We start from the raw sequence: 19,527 nt of genomic DNA on the forward strand, positions 1-19,527 counted from the left end.
AGCTGGTCCAACCGGTGGAGCCGGAGTTGCTTTCCCCGCAGGAATTTGAAGTTTTACATAGCCAACGACTTTCTTAGCCATATTTTCCACCTCCCAATTCTTATCATAATAAATCACCCTTTACTTTGGTAAAGAGGGATTTATTATTAACTCTTGCAATATTTTATAGTAAAAATTATAATGTCCGTTTCCAAAACAATTTATATTTTTTGAATCTGGAAAAGCTCCAGTTCAACAGGTGTTTCCCTTCCAAACATTGACACAGAAACACGTACCTTTTTCTTTTCCAGATTTATTTCTTCAACTATTCCAATAAAGTTTTCCAAAGGACCCGAAACTACCCTTACATTATCTCCGACCTCATAGTCCAGCACAGGAGCAAACTCTTCAACTCCAATAGCCCTTATCTCCTCATCGGATAAAGGCACGGCTTTAGATCCCGGTCCGACAAACCCCGTAACCCCTCTTGTATTTCTGACTACATACCAAGATTCGTCATTCATTATCATCTTGACAAGAACATATCCTGGAAACACTTTTTTGAGGGAGGCTTTCTTCTTGCCGTCTTTAATTTCAATCTGCTCTTCCATAGGCACAACTATATCGAGAATATAGTCCTGTAAATTCCTATTTTCAACGATCTTTTCAAGGTTTGCCTTCACTTTGTTTTCATATCCGGAATAAGTATGAACCACATACCATTTTGCTCCCTCGGATACTTCATTATTCGGCATAAAGCTCCAAGTCCTCCTTTATAACTTTATTAGTGCATACTGCTTTATGCATAAGCTTAGTAAATAAGGTTGTATATAGCACCAAATCCAAGGTCAAACAACCAAATTATTACTCCAACAATTAGGCACATAATCAAAACCGTAATGGTATTGTTGATAAGCTGCGACCTTGTAGGCCAGATAACCCTTTTTAACTCGTTTTTAATGTCCTTTACATATCTTACAAATTTCCCTTTTGTCTTTTCAACCTTAGAGACTTTCACTTCCTCAGCCATACGAACACATCTCCATTTTTAAATATTTTTTGTTCTGTCACCGCAACAGAAGTACTTCTACCGATGTCAGCATTATTTTGTCTCTTTATGAACGGTATGCTTATGGCAGAACCTACAATATTTTCTCATTTCAAGTCTGTCGGGATTGTTCTTTTTGTTTTTCATTGTATCATAGTTTCTCTGCTTGCACTCTCCACAAGCCAATGTAATTTTTACTCTCACCTTTCACACCTCCAAGGTCTTTCTAAGAATCAGATATATTTAAAATATAATTTTATATCTCATTTTCACATAAAAAAAAAGACGTACAGCGAAACAATCAATAATTTAACATATATTTTTGTCAAAGTCAAGGTTTTTTATATGTTTGTCCATAAATTTTTTTCTTTAAAATCGATTTTAATCTATGTAAATCTCTATGTAAATCGTTATAAATCGTTTTTTATCTAAAAAATACCTGTTTCGCTCTACGCCCGATTTTATGAAATTATTACTCTTCAATAAGCTCGCTGATCGGTGCTCCTGGTGGAACAATGGGGAATACCTTTTCATCTTTGTCAATCTCAAAATTAATCACCACAGGAGTATCTGAAGACGCCAGAGCCCTCTTTAGAGCCTCGTCGACTTCTTCCTTGGTTGTTACATTTATTCCGATGGCACCGTAAGCCTCCGCCAGAGCCTTGAAATCGGTACACCTGTCCAATGTAGTCGCAGAATACCTTCCTCCGTAAAACAATTGCTGCCATTGTCTTACCATTCCCAAAGCACGGTTGTTAAATATAGCTATTACTACCGGAAGCTTGTACTCGACAGCTGTGGCGAGCTCGTTGCAGTTCATCCTGAAGCTGCCGTCGCCGGCAACATTTATAACCTTTTTATCAGGCTTTCCAATCTGCGCGCCAATACACGCTCCAAGACCGTATCCCATGGTCCCCAAACCGCCTGAAGACAAAAACTGTCTTGGAGAAGTGTATTTATAGAACTGGGCAGCCCACATTTGATGCTGACCCACCTCAGTAGTTATTATTGCTTCTCCTTTGGTGAGCTCATACATTCTTTCAATAATGTACTGCGGATGAAGCTTGTTGTCCTGAGGATATTTGAGAGGATAGAGCTCTTTCCACTCATTGATTGTTTTAACCCATTCGGTGCACTCTTTCTTTTCCACCTTTTGGTTTAGAAGCTTCAGTATTTTCTTTATATCGCCTTCAATGGCATATTGAACATTAATATTTTTCCCTATTTCGGCAGGGTCAATGTCTATGTGCATAATATTCGCATTAGGCGCAAATCTCCGGACATCGCTTATTACTCTGTCGCTAAACCTTGCTCCGATGGCAATAAAAAGATCCGATTCGGAAACTGCCATATTTGTAGTTCTTGTACCGTGCATTCCAATCATTCCCATGAATAGCTCATGGTTTCCCGGAAAAGCACCCATTCCCATTAAAGTTGTGGTAACAGGTATTTGGGCTTTGGTTACAAACTCGAAGAGCTCTTTATTAGCTCCGGCAATCGACACGCCGCCGCCTGCCAAAATAACCGGCCTTTGGGCTTTATTAATTGCCTCTGCAGCTCTATCAATATCCTTCTCATCTGTTCTTACCGGAACTGACGGCAATTTTTTTGGAGACTTTGGCTCATATTCGGCATATGCCGCGGTTACATCCTTGCATATATCAATTAGAACGGGGCCTGGTCTTCCTTCCTTTGCTATAAAGAATGCTCTGCGTACCACGTCAGCCAATTTTTCAACATCCTTGACTATAAAGTTGTGCTTGGTTATGGGCATGGTTATTCCAGTTATGTCAACTTCCTGGAAAGAATCCTTTCCCAAAAGTGACGTTGCAACCTGTCCTGTGATTGCAACCATCGGAACCGAATCCATGTAGGCAGTTGCTATCCCCGTAACCAGATTTGTAGCACCGGGACCGGATGTGGCAATACATACCCCAACCTTCCCTGTTGCCCTGGCATAGCCGTCTGCAGCGTGGGCCGCCCCCTGTTCATGGGATGTCAGTATATGCCGTATTTCATTTTGAGCTCTGTACAGTTCATCATATATATTCAAAACAGCTCCGCCCGGGAATCCAAATATTGTATCCACGCCCTGTTCTTTAAGACACTCAATTAATATTTGCGAACCGGTCAATTTCATTTCTATTACCCCCATATTTTTCCGTAAATATCACCACAAATTAAATGTATTTGTCAGACTATTTGTTTTCGAGGATTGCACCTTTGTTTGCAGAAGAAACAAGTTTTGCATACCTTCCAAGATAACCCTTTGTTATTCTTGGTGCAGGTGCCTTCCACTGCTTCATTCTCTCTTGGATTTCGTCTTCAGATATTTCAATATCAAGCTTTCCGTTAGGTATGTCTATGCTGATAATATCCCCGTCTCTGACTATTGCTACAGGTCCTCCTGCCATGGCCTCCGGAGATACGTGACCTATTGAAGCACCTCTAGTAGCACCGGAGAAGCGTCCGTCGGTAATCAAGGCAACATCCTTGTCAAGACCCATTCCTGCGATTGTGGAAGTTGGGGACAGCATTTCCCTCATGCCGGGGCCACCTTTTGGACCTTCATAACGAATTATGACTACATCGCCTTTGTTTATTTTTCCATTGTAAATTGCTTCTATGGCAGCATCCTCCGAATCAAACACCCTTGCAGGCCCTTTATGAACCAACATTTCGGGAGCAACAGCCGAGCGCTTCACAACTGCGCCGTCGGGAGCAAGGTTACCCTTAAGCACTGCTATGCCGCCTGTGGGACTATATGGATTGTCAACGCTTCTTATAACATTATTGTCTTTTATTACTGCATTTTCAATGTTTTCTCCCACTGTCTTGCCGGTAACGGTTATCAAATCCAAATTCAAAAGATTCTTTTTGGAAAGCTCCTTCATCACAGCCTGCACTCCTCCTGCAGCGTACAGGTCCTGAACATGATGGTGTCCTGCCGGAGCCAGCTTGCAAAGGTTGGGCACCTTGCTGCTTATTTCGTTTATGATGTCAAGGTTTATTTCTATTCCCACTTCATTGGCAATAGCTGGAAGATGAAGCACCGAGTTTGTCGAGCACCCCAAAGCCATATCCACGGCTAGAGCATTCTCAAAGGCCTTTGGCGTCAAAATATCCGAAGGCTTTATATCTTTTTCAACCAACTCCATTATCTTCATTCCGGCCTTCTTTGCAAGGCGTATTCTCTCGGCATAAACCGCAGGAATTGTTCCGTTGCCGGGAAGACCCATTCCCAAAACCTCAGTCAGGCAGTTCATGGAGTTGGCGGTAAACATACCGGAGCAAGAACCGCAGCCGGGACATGCTTTTTCCTCATACTCACTTACTTCCTCTTCTGTCATTTTACCAGCCTTGTAAGCACCTACAGCCTCAAACACACTGTTTAAATCCAGATCTTTGTCATTGTGCCTCAATGACAGCATGGGACCTCCGCTTATCACAATAGAAGGAACATTTATCCTTGCAGCTGCCATCAACATTCCGGGCACTATCTTGTCGCAATTAGGGATAAATACCATACCATCGAAGCTATGGGCCAATCCCATCGCCTCGCAGGAATCTGCTATAAGCTCTCTTGTAGCCAGGGAATATTTCATTCCGATATGTCCCATTGCTATCCCGTCACATACTCCGATTGCGCCGAACTCAACGGGAGTACCTCCGGCCATTCTGATGCCTGCCTTTACAGCCTCGGCAATTTTGTCCAAATGTATATGTCCGGGAATAATCTCATTTTTGGAATTAACAACACCTATAAGGGGTCTTTGCAATTCTTCGTCTGTATAACCCATTGCTTTAAATAATGCTCTATGAGGAGCTTTCTCCACACCCTTTTTTACTACGTCACTCTTCACGACACATTCCTCGCTTTCCAAATATATATTAGTCTCAATATTAAAATCAAAAATTAAACCTTGCTGTTTGCTATGATTTCCAAATTATTATAATAATAGCCGGGTTTGCCCGGCTATTGATTTGTTTATTATTTATTTTACTACTACAAAGCTTTGATTGTCCAGTGTTTTAATAAAAAAGCATTTTTCGTTAAATATTTTAAAACCATAAATAACATTCATTAATTGTGTCAAACCTCACACTATGATATCCTTCGGGAACATCCAGTCCACAATAAAATTGTTCTGGTACAGCACCTTTGCAATGCCCGAACTTTCAATGGCATCAAACAATCCCTGAAACTTCGGTGATGCACTGAACATCATCAGTACGGCAAAAACAATATAAACCACCATAAGCCCTTCCAATGCGCCCAAAGTAAAGCCCCCTATCTTGTCTACCTCCTTTATGACCGGAAGGGAAGTAATACCTTTTAATACACCCTGGAGTATAAACAATGCTATTCTTATCACAACAAACATAACTATCAGACTTATAATGTCAATTATCATATGGGCAAGAACATCACTAAGGGACTCCATAATGGTTGAAACATCAATCAAATCCGTAAGATTTGGCAAGCTCTTGCCAATGCTGTTTTTTATCATATCTTTCATAAATCCGGGCAGATTCAGGCCGTCAACAACTGACTGGGCCGAAGCCTTTGCCGCCGAATTAACCCCAAGACTCATAGCCTCTTGCCGGAGCATGAGATTGGTGAAAATTCCCCTCTTTATACTGTCGAATAACTTTGATTTTGATAAAATGTTTGAAATTATCGGATAAAGTTTGACGGATAAAATTGCCGATATGAAAAAAGAAGCCAGCTTAAATACTGCATAAACAACGCCCTTTTTATACCCAACCAATGCTAATCCCAAAATAATTGCAATTACCACCAAATCAATCCAGTTCATATTTTCCCCCTTATAAGCTAATTCATTTTTAAAAGAATGACGCCTTCCTTTGTAATTGCCAAAGCTTCATTTGAGCCAAGAAACTTCACTTCATTTATCAAATACTCCGAAGTGTAGCTTCCCCTGAGCTGTCCGGCAACATCTATAAAATAAACACATTTTGATGTGTTTATAGCTATAAAGTCATTATTTGCGGCTATATTCACAATATCCTGGTCGATTCTGTAATCCGCCACTTCTCTTCCTTTGGAATCAACTATGAGCACATGGCCGGTTTGTCCCATCATACCTTTTTCACTGAAAGCATATACGGCATATCTGTCTTTCATAATATCCAAACTATATACTTTGCCGTTTACTGTTCTTTTCCATTTTTCTTCCAAATCCCGTCCAAAGAGATAAATCGCCGAATCCGACGCTGCCACAACAGTATCGTCATTCAAATAGCGAATTGCCGGAAAAATAACGTCTTCAAAAGTCTTGCCAACAACACTCTCTCCTGCAATTGTATACAAGTGAAGCCCCGTATTTATGCTAATGCCTGAAGTATCCACACAATTTATAAGAACCTCTCTTCCGGACGGGGACACCTCCGATGAAATAGCATAAGTTTCTCCTAAAATCTTGGTAAAAAGGAACACTCCCTGCTTGTTGAATACCGATACTGCGGATTTGTCCCTGTCAGCCTTGTGAAGAACAGTAACATAACCGGCATTGTTTATGCTGGCATTTATTATACTGTAATCCAGCTTTTTTTCCCACTTTTTCTCCTTGCCGCTCAATACATAAATATCCTTTGATTCCAAACCCGAAGCCAAAAGATACTCTCCTGAGGACCTTACATACGGTAAGTTCAATGAAACGGGGTATATCCACTGCTCCTCACCGTTTCTGTCAAGGTACTCCACTCCGTTCTTTGTGCATCTTACAATGTAGCCCTTGTGAACGCCAAACTCAGAGCCTTGGCTGTCCTCATATCTTAACAGGTTGCCTGTTACTTCATATACCTCTTTATCTCCGATGAAAAATCCGTTTGCTATTACATCCCGTACACTTATGCTTTTAATGTCTATACCCTTGCTGTTGAGATAGGCAACAGCAGCCGTGCATACAACTATGACCATAAGTATAAAAAACAGTAGTATACTCATCCTGCTTGAAGGTTGCCGCGTCTTTGGTACGTTTTCAGGGCTGTTCACCTTGACCTCACTCCATATTTTTCTTAAGTAAATAAACCAGTATAAAAATATTGTATCATATATATCGTTTTTACTTCAATCTATCGGTCTCTATTTTTGTACACCCTCTTGGAGGAAACAGGAGCAAAACACGCGGAAAGCCTTGAAAAGAGCATATTGAGTCCCTGGAACAGTATCATAAACATCATAAACATTCCTATATACCCAAATATCGGATATACCGACGATATGAGTCCCGAAAATCCCACATTTGAAATCGGCACAACAAAACCGCATATTACCGGAATCAATATTTTCCTGCTTATTCTAACCTTATTTGCTATTCTCTCAATAAAACCATATCCCGATGTAACAGCAGCAATAAACATTGCAAGCAGGAGCAAAATCCTGTAAAATCCCCCTAAAGCCGAATTGTACCTTCCAATTACACTTAAGACCGGAATCTCTTCTGAAATAATATCGGGATAAAACAGATAAAGGATAATGTTTAAAATTATTGCTATAAAGCTTAGCGTAAGCCCGCCGACAATTCCTCCTGCCGCAGCAATTCTCCTGCTTTTTAGGTATGGTAAGAGACTACACATAACCACAACTCCGCTTATGCTGTTGTAGCTTACATAAAGCAGCGAGGAGACAAGCCAGTTATCGGTTATTGCATTAAATCCGTCCACCGGATTGAAAACCCATATATCCATGTTCGCTATGACATAAAATCCGGCCCCCAGAATACCCAATACCAAGACAGGTGTCACAAAAGAACTCAACACCACTATTCCTTTTATGTCCGTAAGAAAAACAATCATGCATAAAATTGCAGCTATCAACGTGGCATAGTGATACGGTATATTTATTGCACCGGATATTATGTTTCCTGCTCCGGCAACCATTATACACAATACCGAACCCATAAACAGTGTCACCATAATCTCCATAATCCATCCGATAACCCATCCGGCAGTCGGGAAAAGGAACTCTTCATAATTTCGTATCCTTTCACTATGGACTTTCACCAATACAATATATCCTATCAAAGCAAACAAAATACCTGCCAGAATAATACCGTAAAATCCACCCTCATAGTAAGACGAAAAAAACTGCATAATCTCCTGGCCCGAAGCAAATCCCGCACCAATTACCGTTGCCATATATATACTGGCAACCTTTAAAATATCCTTTACCTCTCCAAACAAAAAAACAACTCCTTGCAATAGAATTAATTCTCTAAATTAATTCTATGTGGGAGTTGTTTTGCAAATTACCAATTAATTTTATTCCTCACTGTTAAGGAAATTCATAAGTTCTTCATAAGTCTTTCTTGGTCCATCCTCAGCATTGAAGGCGTCTTTTCTGACGACAATACCTGTGTACTTGCCGTTCTTCATTGCATAGTAGGTTCTTTCATCCCTCGGAATAAATTCCACCGTTACCTTGCCCGCTTCGTTGTTGTGATTGAAAACTACACTGATTTCGGCGTCTCCCGAAGGTGTCGTTTCAGGCTCAATCTCACTCGCCGTTATGCTTATAATCGAAGCATAGAAATTCCTGAATTTCGACACACCGTCCTCTCCTTTTTTAGCCTCTACATCAATGCCGTCAATATAATACTTGTATTGCTTGTCTACTTTATCTTCACTTTCCTCAGACTGCTCCGTATTCTCAGCTTTTGCCTCATTCTTCACTTCTTCAATCTTAAGCTTTATAGTCTTGCCATCTATATTGAAGTCCAAATCATTTATAGTGTAAATATATGGTGCGTATATGAATCCATCTATAATCTCCAGAGCTGGAGTATCGAGGAATCCAAGGGTACCCGGATTTATTGTGAATACTTCATCGGTTCCTTCAAACATTCCATAAGACTCTGCATTGTTTTCCTTTACGTCACCGATAAGGAGAGTGACTCTCTGACTTCCGGCAGCTGCTTCAACAATATAGGACGGATTGTCGAGACCGTATTTTGCAAGGTCTTTTACATTCTTCTCAACATAATCCACTACTTCTGCCCTCACAAGTGCATCTAAAGCCGAAGTCAGCCTGACCATGTTGATGCTTGCCTCTATAGGCTCTACCATATACCATCCTTTTTCATCCGACTTTACTGTCTTAAAGGTACGTTTTCCGTTCTTTGTCACAGCCAACTCGGTTACCTCTTGCGATGTAACATCCAGGATAAACTTGTTCCTTAGGCCGTTTTCATCTGCCTTGAGCATATCTCCTGCATAATAGGAAATTGTATATACTTTGTTTTTACTTGCTTCCCTTACATAAAATCCGCTTGCTGTAGGCGTTGCATCTCCAACTTCTATTTGTGCAGTTGTCCCGTCGGATAATTTGACGGTCACTGTCACCGGATTGTCAAGCCCGTACTGCGCAAGGTTTTTTGGATTATCCTCCACTTCCTTGGTAGCGTAAAGATCACAAATATTGGCAACAATACTTCTAACCCGAACTTGATTTATAGTAAAGTCTCCCCCGGAAACCAGCTCCCAGTTGTCATCATCCTCGGTATCGCTCGCGGTGTCATTCCCGGTTTCGCTCTTTTTGAATACGAAGGTATCTTCGCCGTTTATTACCGTAACCTCTACTACCTTCTCCTTGTCCAGCTTATATATTTCAATCTGCTTATAATCTTCCGCTTCGTCAGAGGAAAGCTTGTATTTGACCAGAAAGAACGCACCTATCAGAGCAAGTAAGACAGCTGTAAGAATAGCAATATTCCTGTACAACTTCGTAGTACTCATAGATGCCTCCTCCTTAACCATATAATAATTCCCATGGATGTAATTATAATCGGAAATGCCAAAACAGCTATAGCTATTATTAAAGTAGCATTAAATCCGCTGAGATTTATAGTGTCGGTTACTGAAGTTTTTGCCACAATAAACACATCGTTTGACTTGTCTTGCATCCAATCCGACGTAAGACCAATAAGATACAGATTGCTTGACGAATACGGGTAATATGACTGATACACTTCATCCGTCAGGAAAGAACCGTTTCCGAAGACAACAATTTTGGTATTTACCGCACTGGAATACTCTGCAACAAGAGCAACATCAACCGGCCCTCTGGTTTCTTCCGTTTCTCCGCCGCCAAAAGGCTCTCCTACAGCATCACTGCTGGTGGTAAGAAGAGGGGTGATTGTCAGAGGATCCTTGTCATTAATGAGTCTCTTGATACTTCTGGAATCAGGCATTATTACGGAGAACTGCTCCGCAGTCTGCTGGGCGGTAATATCAGTCTCACCAAGCTCAGGTATAATGTGGTAAGGCCTGTTTGCAACATAGTACATTTCGTTGCCTTCCCTTACTCTGTCATAATTTAACGCCATACAGTATTCGTTCAACACTCTGTCGAAGTTGTCCAATCTATCGTCGGAATTCAATGGGTCAAACAAGAATATTGCATTTCCGCCACCTTTCAAATAATCAATTACTTTATCCCTTTCCGCAGCGGATAAATCCTGGTTCGGCGGTGCGAAGAACAAAACGGTGGTATCTTCAGGAACCTTTTCCTGTCTCGTCAAATCCAATTTCTTAACATCATAGCCGTTGCTTTCCAATGCCTTTGCGAGATAGTTGTAATTCGACTCAAGCTTTTTTGTGCTGTGGGCATCGATAAAATATACCGTAGGTATGGTCTCGCTGGTAACATATTTGATTGCTCCGGTTACTGCCTGTTCGCCCATAAACATTACCGGCCCGTAGTAGTCCTGCTGAAAAATATCGTATATAGTAATTTTCTTTACCTTGTCCCCGCTTCTTACAATAATATCATTTTCCTGAGGATTTAATGTACCGGACTTGTTTAAATCTTTTACTATATCGGGATTCTTGTCCGGGTCGGCAAATTTTACGTTTACCTTGTCAAATTTGCTGTATTTTTCTAAAAACTCCACAAGAATAAATCCTGCTTCATATGTCTTTATTTCGTCTTTGTCTGCGAGCATTACCACGTCAACTTCCTGTTTTAAACCCTCAAGAATTACTTTGGTTTGCTCTCCAATAGAATACATCTTGTTTTGGGATACGTCCCATTTTATATTGAGACTTGCAGCAAAAGCATTTACCAGTATCGTTACCCCTATAACAAGAATCGCCATAACAGTAAAAACCAAGCTATATTTTAAATTCTTTTTCATTATTTATCACCCCTGACTCCATCGCCTTTTTTCTATAACTATCATCACCAGTAAAAGGAACATTGCCGTCAAACTCGAAAAGAACACTATATCATTCAAGCTGATTACACTCTGGACAAACTGCTTGTAGTGCTCATACAGCGACAACTGATTTATTATTTTCAGTAAAATACCGGAAGTAAAACTCTTTAGCTGGTCTATAAGCAGTATAAAGAACAAAGTTACGGTTCCCAATACTGCAGCTATTATCTGGCTCTCCGTTATGGAAGAAGTAAAAAGTCCAAAAGCTACAAAGGAAGCTCCCAACAGTATAAAGCCAAGATAGCTCGATAATGCACTGGAAATAACCAATTCACCTTTTATGGATATTATGATGGGGAAAATTGCCGTAAGAGCCGTCATGGTTAAAAATACTGTAAATGCTGCAAGGAACTTTCCTATAACTATTTTAGGAACACTTACCGGAGATGTCATCAATAAAACTTCCGTTCCGCTCTTTCTTTCTTCGGCAAACACTCTCATGGTTAATATAGGAATCAACATAACAAGCCAAAAGCTTGCAAAATAAAGCTGTCCTCCGAAAACAAACTGAGCTATGCCCTGACCGGCTTTGGTTATGGTCTGACTCAAAAAGTATATTCCGAAAACCAGTACAAATATTCCCGACAGAACATATGCCAACGGGGAGTAAAAATATGTTTTAAGCTCTTTTTTATAAATCGCCAACATCTTATTCAACCTCCTTCTCTTCTGCCTGGGCATTCTCTTGCGTCTGTTCATTGTCTTTTGACTCAACATCCTCATAAGGCATTTCTTCCGAAGAGTCTTCTTGAGAATTGTCAGCCCCGGTGTTTACAACAATATCCTTTGTCGTAAGCTCACGGAATATTTCCTCAAGACCCATTTCCTCTTCTTTGGTCTCAAGGATTGGGTAGCCCAGCTTTGCCATTGTAAAGAATATAGGCTTTCTAACATCTACTTCCTTGTCGGAATCAACGGCATACACATAAACATCATCTTCGACTTTGTCACGTACTTCAACATTCTTAACACCGTCAACAGCCCGCAAAGCTCCTATGACAGAAGACTTCTCCCCTGCAATTTTAATTGTAAATCTCAAATTGTCGGAAATAGCCTTTGACAGATTTTCCGGTGTGTCCACTGCCACAATCTTACCCTTGTTTATTATGACAATGCGCTCGCATACCGCGCTTACTTCCTGCATTATATGAGTACTCAAAATAATGGTGTGCTCTTTCCTCAAATCCTTTATAACGTTTCTTACCTCAAGTATCTGGTTGGGGTCAAGACCGACCGTAGGCTCGTCCAAAATAAGAACCTCAGGGCTGCCTATCAGGGCCTGGGCAAATCCCACCCTCTGTTTGTAACCTTTGGAAAGGTTTCTTATAAGCCTTTTTCTCACATCGCCAATTCTCAACATTTCCGTAATGTCGGATATCTGTTGTTTTCTCTTGCTTTTCTCTACACTTTTTAATTCACTGACAAAGTTTAAGTACTCATCGACAGTCATATCGGTATAAAGGGGCGGATTCTCCGGCAAATAACCGATACGCTTTTTGACTTCATTCGGCTGTTCGGCTATGTCATATCCGGCTACTTTTACAGTACCCTCAGTCGAAGGCAGATAGCCGGTTATCATATTCATAGTAGTAGACTTACCTGCTCCGTTCGGCCCAAGGAAGCCAAGAATTTCTCCCTTTTCAACCGTAAAATTCAGGTTGTCGACAGCCACTATTTGACCGTATTTTTTGGTCAAATTCTGTATTTCAATCATCTGGTTTCTTCCCTCCTATTAATATTTGTGAAAATAGCAGCATACAACTCTATTATCATAAATTAATTTTAATAAATTGTGAACAATTTGTAACTATTAATCATAAACCTTGACAAACTAAAAGAAATCACCGTTTGTGCCAAACCAGAACCAAACTGTTTCCCAGATAAAATTTTTATGTAGCAATTAATTGTACCGACGTCGGTATTATATAGCTTTTTATCCTTCTTTTCAAGTAATATTTAAGCTCTATATTATTGCCGGCAGAATCAATCCAAATATCAAAAATACCCGGGCACAACAAATTACACCCGGGTAGTATTTCAATCAACCGATATTACTTTTTTCTATTTGCTTTTCAAGACTTCTTTTACCTTTTCCACAATATTTTCAGGGGTTAATCCGTACTTTTTAAGAAGCTCATCCGGTTTACCGGACTTTCCGAACCTGTCCATAACTCCAACCATTCTCATAGGGACAGGTCTGGTTTCCATCAGAACCTCGGCCACAGCACTGCCAAGTCCGCCGATTACATTGTGCTCTTCGCAGGTCACAATTGCACCGGTTTCGGTTGCAGCCTTGATAATGATATCCCTGTCAATAGGCTTTATTGTATGAATATTGATAAGTCTTGCATTAATTCCGTCCCGCTTTAAAATATCCACTGCTTCAATAGCCTTTCCTACCATAAGGCCGGTGGCAATTATCGTAACATCATTGCCGTCCCTTACCGTAACTCCCTTGCCCAGCTCAAACTTGTAATTCTCATCGAATATGACCGGTACCGCAAGCCTGGTAAGTCTTAAATAGAAAGGCCCCGGTGTCTTGTAAGCCGCTATTGTGGCTTCTCTTGTCTCAACGGCATCGGCAGGACAGACAACCGTCATGTTGGGTATTACCCTCATAATCGCTATATCCTCAATAGCCTGGTGGGACGCTCCGTCCTCTCCCACAGTAAGTCCGGAGTGGGATGCTCCGATTTTTACATTTAACTGTGGATAACATATGGAATTTCGAATTTGCTCAAAAGCTCTTCCCGACGCAAACATTGCAAAGGTACTTGCAAACACTATCTTTCCGCAGGAAGCAATTCCGGCCGCGGCTGCCATCATATTAGCCTCGGCAATACCCATATTGAAAAACCTTTCGGGATATTTCTTTTTGAAAATCTCTGTTCTTGTTGATTTTGAGAGGTCCGCGTCCATAACAACAATTCTCGGGTCGGAACCTATCTCTGCCAAAGCTTTTCCATAAGCTTCTCTTGTCGCAATCAATTCCTGCATATTATTTCCCCTCCAATCCTGCAAGTATCGCATCCAGCTCTGCTATAGCCTTGTCACGCTGTTCTTTGTTTGGAGGTGAACCGTGCCATTCTGCCGCGTTTTCCATAAAGGAGACACCTTTACCCTTTACAGTCTCGGCAATTATCATTGTTGGCTTTTCCGCGGACTTTTTAGCTTCACGGACAGCATCCGATATCTGTTTGTGGTCATGTCCGTCAATTACAATAACATTCCATCCAAATGCCCGAACCTTGTCTACAACAGGCTCAGGAGACATTACCTCCTTGATATTGCCGTCTATTTGTAAATAGTTGTGATCCAGGAAGGCTATAAGATTGTTGAGCTTGTAGTGGGAAGCCGACATAAGCGCCTCCCAGACTTGCCCTTCCTGTATTTCACCGTCTCCCAGCATCGCATAAACATAATAGTCTTTTTTGTCAAGTTTTCCTGCAATCGCCATACCCACAGCAGCCGATATTCCTTGTCCCAAAGAGCCGGTAGACATATCAACCCCCGGAACATATCTCATACTGGGGTGTCCTTCAAGGAAACTGTCTATGTGTCTGAACTTCAAAAGCTCTTCTGCAGGAAAGAAACCTTTCTCCGCCAGTGCCGAATAAAGTGCGGGTGAACAGTGACCTTTAGACAAAACAAACCTGTCCCTATCCTCCCATGCAGGATTTTTGGGATCGACACGCATTTCATTAAAATACAGTACTGTTATTATATCTGCACTTGAAAGCGATCCTCCGGGATGCCCCGATTTTGCATTATAAACCGCTTCAATAATATGTTTTCTGATTTTTGTAGAGTACTTTCTAAGCTCATTTACTCTCTTCTCGTCCATCCAAACAACTCCTACAAATTTTTTTATAATAGTATACTACAGTAAAAGGTTTAAGTCTATAGTTTTATACATTATTTGGTTGTTTTTTTTGATACAATCCTAATCATAGGTTTTGAAGCCTTCTCCCAAGACTTCTCTTATATCTGTCAGTACAATAAAGGCCTTTTTATCAATATCCCGCGCAATTTTTTTTACCATCGGAATCTGTCTTCTTTGCACCACACAGAAAAGAACTTCCTTGTCATTTCCTGTAAACATCCCCTTTCCTTTAAGCGCTGTCACCCCCCTGTCCAAATCTTTCAAAATGCTTGTGGCTATCTCTTGAGGAGAGTCCGATATGATGAGCAGTGCTTTTGCAAAATTTACTCCTTCCAAAATAGCATCAATAATCTTTGAACTAATATACAATGTAACTATGGAGTACAGTGCGAGCTGAACACTTCTAAATACAAAAGCTGCAAATACTATTATGCCGGTATCTATAAATAGTAATGTCTCCCCCATCGTAAATGCCGGTACAACGTAGTTTACTATCCTTGCCGCAAGGTCCGTCCCCCCGGTTGTCGCACCGGATCTTAACACAAGCCCCAATCCTATTCCCATTAGCAGACCGCCAAATATCGAATACAGCAAAATATCCGGTGTATACTGGTAATTCTCAGTACTTGCAAGATAATTCTCTACAAAGCGGTCCGTAAGAGGCTGCGTTGCATCTATCAACAGGGAAAGAAGAATTGTCCCGTACAGTGTTTTTATTGTAAACTTTTTCCCTATTAGTCTAATGCCCATCATAAACAGGGGCACATTTAGAATCAGCATGGCAGTACCTACAGGGACCTTGGCATCGGTAATGTAGTAGATTACAGTAGCTATTCCGCTTATACCCCCGGGTGCAATTTTATACGGAACCATAAAAACATTGATTGCCATTGCGGTAATAAGCGAGCCTGTAGTTATCAGCAAATAATCTTTAAATTCTGTTATGAGTATTTTTACATTCTTCATTTTCACCTCAACCCATAATTGTTAAAAGAAATGTTGCTACTTTTATCTTACCCATAAAACTCAAGCTCAACCCATATTTTAACCTTATATAATAATATTTATCCACCTTATAATAATATTTATCCTTCTTAGGTTTAAAAGCACGGCAAATATGCAAAATTATATTGTGACATACACTTTCATTTCACGTATATTATATGCTATAATGTGTTGGACATATTAACAGACATGATTTGGACGGGGAATTCTTTATTTATATTTATTGATATTTTATAATTAAGACTTTTTAAGGAGAGTATTCATGAAGGTTCTTCATTTAATAGGCGGAGGAGACGTGGGCGGAGCCAAAAGCCATGTTCTCTCTTTGGTCCGGGAACTTGGCGAACATATAAATGTAAAGCTTATTAGTTTCAGAACGGGTGCTTTTGCCGATGATGCCCGTGCAATGGGTATAAATGTGGAAATTGTAAAGACAGGCACCATTTTTTCCGATGTGCGAAAAGTCCTAAGCATTGTAAGGGAAGAAGGGTATGATCTTATTCATTCCCACGGTGCAAAAGCCAATATGATTGCCCTTTTTGTGAAAAAGTTCACAGGACTTCCCGTGGTTACAACAATCCACAGTGATTATAGACTTGATTATTTGCAGAATGTTTTCAAAATGTTCTCCTTTGGTGTTATAAATACACTGTCACTAAGATTTCTCGACTTTTATATAGCCGTATCCAAAAACTTTAAGACAATGCTTATTGAGAGGAAATTCAGCCCTCAAAACATATTTACTGTCTACAACGGCATCAATTTCAACCAGGAAGTTAATCCTTTGCCAAAGGAAGATTTTTTGAAAGAATACAATCTAAATTTCGGCAAAAACGATGTTATTATCGGAATACTGGCCCGTCTTGACCCCGTAAAGGGCCTTGATACGTTCCTTAAGGCTGCAAGCGTTGTCATCAAAACCGTTCCTTCGGCAAGGTTTTTAATAGCAGGGGACGGGCCCGAGAGAAAATCTCTTGAAAAAAAAGCCGTATCTTACGGCCTTCAAGACAACGTCTTCTTTTTAGGCTTTGTAAACAAGCCTTACGATTTTTTAAACTGCATAGATATAAACACCCTAACCTCGCTTAGCGAAAGCTTTCCCTATGCAATACTTGAAGGGTCACTGTTAAAGAAAGCAACTATAAGCAGCGATGTAGGTGGAATTTCAGACCTTATCGAAAGCGGGATAAACGGTTTTCTTTTTAAGCCGGAGGACTACAAGACTTTGGCAGGACATATACTGACCCTCATAAACGACCCGTCACTAAGAAGCAAAATGGGTGAGAAACTTCATGAAAAGGCAAGTACTTACTTTTCTCTGGACAATATGTGCAAAACCCAGCTTGAAATATATGAAACAATCCTTCTTCGTAATTTTCGAAACAGCAGGTCAAAATACCGTTATGATGCAATTATCTCTGGCTACTACGGTTTTAAAAATATTGGAGATGACGCCATGCTTATGGCTATAATTGATAATCTCCGTATGTACCGAAAGGATTTAAGAATTCTGGTTCTGTCCAAAAACCCGTTGGAGACAGGCCTTGTATACAATGTTGACTCAATAAACAGGTTCAACCTTCTTAAAATCCTTCACATCATGAAGAATTCAAAGCTTTTTATAAACGGTGGAGGAAGCCTGATTCAGGACAACACCAGCACCCGCTCTTTGGTGTACTACCTCGGAATGATCTGGCTCGCCAAAAAGATGGGCATGAAGGTAATGATCTACGCCAACGGCATAGGACCTTTGAACAAGGAAAAAAACCGAAGACTTACAAAGAAAGTCGTAAACCAGGTGGATGTCATTACCCTAAGAGAAGAGCTGTCCTGCGAAGAATTGCGCAACCTTAACATTCAAAAACCCAATATAAAAGTAACTGCAGACCCGGCTTTTACTATAATGCCTGAAAAAAATGAGCGTATAAATCAACTTCTAATAAGTGAGGGAATTGACCCTAACGAACAGTTTATCGGAATTTCTGTAAGAAGATGGGGCGAGCACGAAAAATATGAAAACGTAATTGCCGCTCTTGCCGACTATATAGTTGAAAAGTATGGGGTAAAACCTCTTTTTATAGCAATGCATTACCCGGGAGACCTTGCAATAATTCAAAACATAATGTCTAAAATGAAGCACAAAAGCTTTGTAATATCCCACAAACCCACAGTTTCGGAGATGCTCGGGATAATCGGCAAGACCCAAATGCTCATAGGAATGCGTCTTCACGCCCTTATTTTTGCCGCAAGCCTTGGAATTCCTGTAATAGGAATGGTATATGAGCCCAAAGTTGAAGGCTTTATGCAGTATGTCAAGCAGGTATCTGCAGGGCATGTAAGCTCCCTTGAGCTTGAGCATATGAAGAGACTAGTGGATGAAACCTGGGAAAACAGAGAATCCATCAAAAAAGACCTGGAAACAACCACTGTCCTTCTTAAGGACAAGGCTCTCGAGAATGCCAAAATTGCGATTGAAATGATTGATGAGAAACCTCTTTAAATGAAAAAAACATTAAGCAAGAAGGAGATTTTTATGCGTAACACAGTAAGCATACTCGGCATACCCATTGACAATGTTTCAATGGTTGAAGCTTTAAATATTGTAAAAAGATTTCTAAACGAAGACAGGCTGCATACGGTTTACACCCCGAACTCGGAAATAATGATGGCAGCTCAAAGAGACCCCGAGCTAAAGAAAATACTTTGCGAGGCCGACCTTTTGGTACCTGACGGTGCGGGAGTTGTACTGGCATCCAAAATTAACGGCTGCCCTTTGAAAGAAAGAGTGGCAGGATTTGACCTCACAAATATGCTTTTTTCGGATGATGCCTCAAAAAATATCAAGTTCTTCTTTTTCGGGGGCAAACCCGGCGTTGCAGAGGAAGCATATAAAAACCTTCTGGACAGGCAAATAAACATTAATGTGGTGGGAATAAGAAACGGATATTTTACAAAAGACGAAGAAAAAGAAATAATTCGCGAAATAAACAGCTCCAATGCCGATGTTCTGCTGGTTGCTCTCGGTGCACCGAAGCAGGAAAAATGGATTCATGAAAACAAAAATAGGCTCAAAGTCAAAATATGCATCGGTGTCGGCGGTACTTTCGATGTTTTGGCCGGAAAGGCAAAGCGTGCTCCGGTTTTCTTTCAAAAACACGGCTTAGAATGGCTGTACAGGCTTTACAAAGAGCCCTGGCGTTTTGTAAGAATGCTGGACCTGCCCCGTTTTATACTCCTGGTCATAGCCAACAAAATCAAGCCTAAAAGAAATTCATAATTTGGAGCAGCAAATAATCAAATATGAAAGTAAAACTAAAGAGACTTACATAAAACAAAGGAAGCTATGATGCTTCCTTTATTTTATCCATCCA

General features: G+C 40.5%; 17 protein-coding genes and 1 pseudogene. 2 read left to right on the plus strand and 16 right to left on the minus strand.

Annotated features, from left to right (window positions below; translation table 11 throughout):
* The 16 genes and pseudogenes from PLH43_RS05625 to PLH43_RS05700 all read right to left on the minus strand — a co-directional run.
* Positions 1 to 81: pseudogene (locus tag PLH43_RS05625) on the minus strand (50S ribosomal protein L11); the annotation flags it as partial.
* A 119-nt stretch (positions 82 to 200) separates the two neighbouring features.
* Positions 201 to 734 (minus strand): transcription termination/antitermination protein NusG, encoded by a 534-nt coding sequence (gene nusG, locus PLH43_RS05630; protein ID WP_324360976.1) that lies wholly within the window; start codon positions 732 to 734, stop codon positions 201 to 203.
* Positions 735 to 790: 56 nt separating this feature from the next.
* The gene (gene secE, locus PLH43_RS05635; RefSeq protein WP_324360977.1) at positions 791 to 1,009 is read right to left on the minus strand and encodes a preprotein translocase subunit SecE; all 219 of its coding nucleotides are present in this window, start codon (positions 1,007 to 1,009) and stop codon (positions 791 to 793) included.
* 72 nt (positions 1,010 to 1,081) lie between these two features.
* Entirely contained in the window at positions 1,082 to 1,231 is a 150-nt protein-coding gene (rpmG, locus tag PLH43_RS05640; RefSeq protein ID WP_324360979.1) for a 50S ribosomal protein L33, read from the minus strand.
* A 268-nt stretch (positions 1,232 to 1,499) separates the two neighbouring features.
* The gene (gene ilvB, locus PLH43_RS05645) at positions 1,500 to 3,167 is read right to left on the minus strand and encodes a biosynthetic-type acetolactate synthase large subunit (protein ID WP_324360981.1); all 1,668 of its coding nucleotides are present in this window, start codon (positions 3,165 to 3,167) and stop codon (positions 1,500 to 1,502) included.
* A gap of 58 nt (positions 3,168 to 3,225) precedes the next feature.
* The gene (gene ilvD, locus PLH43_RS05650) at positions 3,226 to 4,890 is read right to left on the minus strand and encodes a dihydroxy-acid dehydratase (protein ID WP_324360982.1); all 1,665 of its coding nucleotides are present in this window, start codon (positions 4,888 to 4,890) and stop codon (positions 3,226 to 3,228) included.
* Between the two features lie 237 nt (positions 4,891 to 5,127).
* Complete coding sequence (locus tag PLH43_RS05655) at positions 5,128 to 5,847, minus strand: CvpA family protein (protein ID WP_324360983.1); 720 nt, start codon at positions 5,845 to 5,847, stop codon at positions 5,128 to 5,130.
* Between the two features lie 17 nt (positions 5,848 to 5,864).
* Complete coding sequence (locus PLH43_RS05660; RefSeq protein ID WP_324360985.1) at positions 5,865 to 7,046, minus strand: DUF5711 family protein; 1,182 nt, start codon at positions 7,044 to 7,046, stop codon at positions 5,865 to 5,867.
* 80 nt (positions 7,047 to 7,126) lie between these two features.
* The gene (locus PLH43_RS05665; RefSeq protein ID WP_324360987.1) at positions 7,127 to 8,236 is read right to left on the minus strand and encodes a hypothetical protein; all 1,110 of its coding nucleotides are present in this window, start codon (positions 8,234 to 8,236) and stop codon (positions 7,127 to 7,129) included.
* 78 nt (positions 8,237 to 8,314) lie between these two features.
* Complete coding sequence (locus PLH43_RS05670; protein WP_324360989.1) at positions 8,315 to 9,787, minus strand: DUF4340 domain-containing protein; 1,473 nt, start codon at positions 9,785 to 9,787, stop codon at positions 8,315 to 8,317.
* Positions 9,784 to 11,187, minus strand: coding sequence for a GldG family protein (locus tag PLH43_RS05675; protein ID WP_324360992.1), 1,404 nt, complete (start codon positions 11,185 to 11,187; stop codon positions 9,784 to 9,786). The genes PLH43_RS05670 and PLH43_RS05675 overlap by 4 nt, the downstream gene beginning before the upstream one ends.
* Before the next feature lie 6 nt (positions 11,188 to 11,193).
* Positions 11,194 to 11,916: an ABC transporter permease subunit gene (locus tag PLH43_RS05680; RefSeq protein ID WP_324360994.1), complete on the minus strand. Its 723-nt coding sequence runs from the start codon at positions 11,914 to 11,916 to the stop codon at positions 11,194 to 11,196.
* A gap of 1 nt (position 11,917) precedes the next feature.
* Complete coding sequence (locus tag PLH43_RS05685; protein WP_324360996.1) at positions 11,918 to 12,982, minus strand: ATP-binding cassette domain-containing protein; 1,065 nt, start codon at positions 12,980 to 12,982, stop codon at positions 11,918 to 11,920.
* Between the two features lie 347 nt (positions 12,983 to 13,329).
* Positions 13,330 to 14,265: a transketolase family protein gene (locus PLH43_RS05690; protein WP_324360998.1), complete on the minus strand. Its 936-nt coding sequence runs from the start codon at positions 14,263 to 14,265 to the stop codon at positions 13,330 to 13,332.
* 1 nt (position 14,266) lies between these two features.
* The gene (locus PLH43_RS05695; RefSeq protein ID WP_324361000.1) at positions 14,267 to 15,112 is read right to left on the minus strand and encodes a transketolase; all 846 of its coding nucleotides are present in this window, start codon (positions 15,110 to 15,112) and stop codon (positions 14,267 to 14,269) included.
* Positions 15,113 to 15,211: 99 nt separating this feature from the next.
* Positions 15,212 to 16,117 (minus strand): YitT family protein, encoded by a 906-nt coding sequence (locus tag PLH43_RS05700; protein WP_324361002.1) that lies wholly within the window; start codon positions 16,115 to 16,117, stop codon positions 15,212 to 15,214.
* Between the two features lie 301 nt (positions 16,118 to 16,418).
* Here PLH43_RS05700 and csaB point away from each other — a divergent pair, with 301 nt between their 5' ends.
* Complete coding sequence (gene csaB / locus PLH43_RS05705; protein WP_324361004.1) at positions 16,419 to 18,656, plus strand: polysaccharide pyruvyl transferase CsaB; 2,238 nt, start codon at positions 16,419 to 16,421, stop codon at positions 18,654 to 18,656.
* 33 nt (positions 18,657 to 18,689) lie between these two features.
* Positions 18,690 to 19,433 (plus strand): WecB/TagA/CpsF family glycosyltransferase, encoded by a 744-nt coding sequence (locus tag PLH43_RS05710; protein ID WP_324361006.1) that lies wholly within the window; start codon positions 18,690 to 18,692, stop codon positions 19,431 to 19,433.
* Positions 19,434 to 19,527: the final 94 nt, after the last annotated feature.

It is taken from the genome of Acetivibrio sp., from assembly GCF_035371925.1.
Taxonomy (GTDB): Bacteria; Bacillota; Clostridia; order Acetivibrionales; family Acetivibrionaceae; genus Hungateiclostridium.